The 3,061-nt window shown below is 56.0% G+C and carries 3 protein-coding genes; all 3 read left to right on the top strand.

Annotated features, from left to right (window positions below):
• Nucleotides 1-1,410, top strand: a 1,410-nt coding sequence (locus V7680_RS15320) for an ABC transporter ATP-binding protein (RefSeq protein ID WP_335654122.1), incomplete at its 5' end; no start/stop codon positions are given.
• Between the two features lie 47 nt (nt 1,411-1,457).
• Nucleotides 1,458-2,690, top strand: a complete 1,233-nt coding sequence (locus tag V7680_RS15315; protein WP_335654121.1) for an alginate export family protein — start codon at nt 1,458-1,460, stop codon at nt 2,688-2,690.
• A gap of 16 nt (nt 2,691-2,706) precedes the next feature.
• The coding region (locus tag V7680_RS15310; protein ID WP_335654120.1) for an FAD-dependent oxidoreductase at nt 2,707-3,061 on the top strand (355 nt) is incomplete at its 3' end.

Here is a 3,061-nt window from a genome sequence, read left to right as displayed (position 1 = left end):
GATGCGGTGCATCAGGACAAATCGAAAGAAGAGCGCGCGGCACTGGTAAAGCAAAAGATCGAACTGGTTGGCTTGGATCACGCAATGGACCGCAAGCCAGCTCAGCTGTCGGGAGGCATGCGGCAGCGCGTCGCGGTTGCGCGTGCCCTTGCGATGGAGCCAGAAATCCTGCTGATGGACGAGCCTTTGTCAGCGCTCGATGCCCTGACCCGGGCAAAATTGCAGGACGAGATCGAACGCATCCGCAAGCACGAAAAGCGCACGATTGTTCTGGTCACCAATGATGTCGATGAAGCGCTGCTACTCGCCGACCGCGTCGCCATCCTGACTCCGGCCCCTTCGGCAACCATCGGCAAGATATTCGATGTCAATATCGAGCGCCCCCGGCAGCGCGAAGCGATGAATGAAGATGCGGCCTATAAAACCCTGCGCAATACGATCGTTGGCTATCTTGATATATTGAGCAGCGATCAAAAAGCGGTTGCGTCAGAATCCGCGGATCTGCCGGATATCACGCCCCTGGACCTTTCAGGCGCGCAAGAAGGCGAGCAGACTAACTTGCCGCAAGCCTATCTTGATGCAGCAGAAAGCCCGATCACAACGCGTTATCTCGAGTTTTTCAAACTCAAGAAAATCTACCCAACGCCTAAAGGCCCGCTGACGGTGGTCGAGGACGTGAATATCCTGATGGACAAGGGCGAATTTATTTCGCTGATCGGCCATTCTGGTTGCGGCAAATCCACCGTGCTCACAATGGCCGCCGGATTGAACGAGATTAGCGACGGCGGCATTGTTCTGGACGGGCGGGAAATTGACGTCGCCGGCCCCGACAAGGCGGTCGTTTTCCAGGCTCCCTCATTGATGCCGTGGCTGACCGCCCGGCAGAATGTCGCTCTTGGCGTGGAACGGGTTTATCCACACACCACCCGTTCGGAACGCAAGGACATCATTGAATATTATCTGGACCGCGTTGGTCTTGGTGATGCGATGGACAAAATGGCCGCCGACATGTCGAACGGCATGCGCCAGCGGGTTGGCATTGCCCGCGCCTTTGCCTTGTCGCCCAAATTGCTGTTGCTCGACGAGCCATTCGGGATGCTCGACAGTCTGACCCGCTGGGATCTCCAGGATGTCTTGATCGAGGTTTGGAACCGCACGAAAGTGACGGCCATCATGGTCACGCATGACGTGGACGAGGCCATATTGCTCGCCGACCGCGTGGTGATGATGACCAATGGCCCGCAAGCCACCATCGGCAAGATACTCGACGTCGATCTGCCGCGGCCGCGTGACCGCAAGGCGCTGCTCGAACATCCGAAATTTTACGCTTATCGACAGGAAGTCCTGCAGTTTCTGGCCGAATATGAACATGGAAATCCAAACAAGAGCACGCAGCAAGAAGCGGCCTGAACCGAGAGGATGCCCGGCAAGAGAGAAGATCTTTAACGGGGAAGAAAATGGAAAAAAGAAATATAATTTCGATTGCATTATTGTCAGGAGCCGCGCTGGCGACGCCTTCCTTTGCCCTGGCCAAGACCGGCGATCCGGTGGTGGTTGCCGAAGGCTTGACCCTCGACCCGATTTTCGACGCCCGCCTTGCTTATGAGCATGTCGACCAGCCGGTAACCAGCGCGGACTCTTTAACATTGCGGACACGCGCTGGTCTGGAACTGGCCAGTGATATCGGGCTTTCATTTCTCGTCGAGAGTGAAGCGACGCTGGGCATAATAAATGACTATAATGACACAAATGCAGGCAATGGCGTCGAACCATTTTCCGTCGTCGCCGACCCGGAAAATATCGAACTGAACCGCATTCAGCTGAAGTTCGCCAAGAAGGACAAGGGCAGCCTTACCGTCGGGCGCCAGAGAATCAACATTGATGACCAGCGTTTCGTGGGCAGCGTCGGCTGGCGCCAAAATGAACAGACTTTTGACGCCGTCAGTGCATCGGTAACGGCGCTGAAACCTCTGACGCTGGAAGCCACTTATGCCATTTCCCAGCGCACGATATTTGGCGCGGACGCCGGAACGCGCGAAGCTTTTGACGGAGACCTGATATTTCTGGGCGCAGGGGTAAAAGCCGGGCCGGTCAATCTGAAGGGATTTGCCTATCTGCTCGATTTTGACGCAGGCCAACCGGTTTCGCTGAGTTCCTCCGCAACCTATGGCCTGCGCGCTACCGCCAAACTTCCGGTCTCCGAGGGTTTCACGCTAAATCTCGCGGGCAGCTATGCGGTGCAAAAAGACTATAAGGACAACCCCGGCAATTATTCGGTCGACTATATCGCCGGCTCGATCGGCACGTCCTTATCCGGCTTTGGCCTGACGCTGGGTTACGAGAGCCTGGGTGCCGATGGCGCAGGAAATCGGTTCCAGACCCCGCTTGCCACATTGCACAAGTTCAACGGCTGGGCCGATGTGTTTCTCAGCACGCCACCGGCGGGCCTCGAAGACAAATATGTCAGCGTCAGCAAGAAGGTCAATCTGCTCGGCGGCATCACCGCGAGCGCAGCCTATCATGACTTTCGCAGCGATGTCGGCAGCATAAAATACGGTACGGAATTGGATGCAGCGCTCAATTTCAAAGTCAGCGTCTTCAGCGTCGGTCTCAAATACGCCAACTACAACGCCGACAGTTATGCCGTCGATACCGAGAAATTCTGGCTGCGGCTGGGATATAGTTTCTAACGACTGGAATTATTTAATGAACGCACCGGTTATAACAGACGTTAAGCAGGAAAAAGCTTCCCGGCATGGCCGCGAGCGGCTTGTTGTCATCGGCAATGGCATGGCCGGCTGCCGTGCCGTGGAGGAAATCCTCGCCCGCGACGCTGACCGATACGCCATGACCATCTTCGGTGCCGAACCTCGGGTCAATTATGACCGGATCATGCTGTCACCGGTTCTGGCCGGCGACAAGAGCTTCGAAGAAATCATCATCAATGATCAAAGCTGGTATGATGACAATGAGATCGAATTGGTCAGCGGCGACGCGATTATCGCGATCAAGCGCGACGCCAAAGAGGTGGTCAGTGCTTCGGGCCGGGTGACGCCTTATG

It is taken from the genome of Parasphingorhabdus sp. (assembly GCF_036963705.1).
In the GTDB taxonomy this organism is placed as follows: Bacteria; Pseudomonadota; Alphaproteobacteria; order Sphingomonadales; family Sphingomonadaceae; genus Parasphingorhabdus.
The sequence above is the reverse complement of the archived record's forward strand: the minus strand, read 5'-3'. Positions and strand labels throughout refer to the sequence as shown.

Coding starts and splice junctions, on each gene's coding strand:
- V7680_RS15315 (WP_335654121.1), top strand. CDS start 1,458: ATGGAAAAAAGAAATATAATTTCGATTGCATTATTGTCAGGAGCCGCG.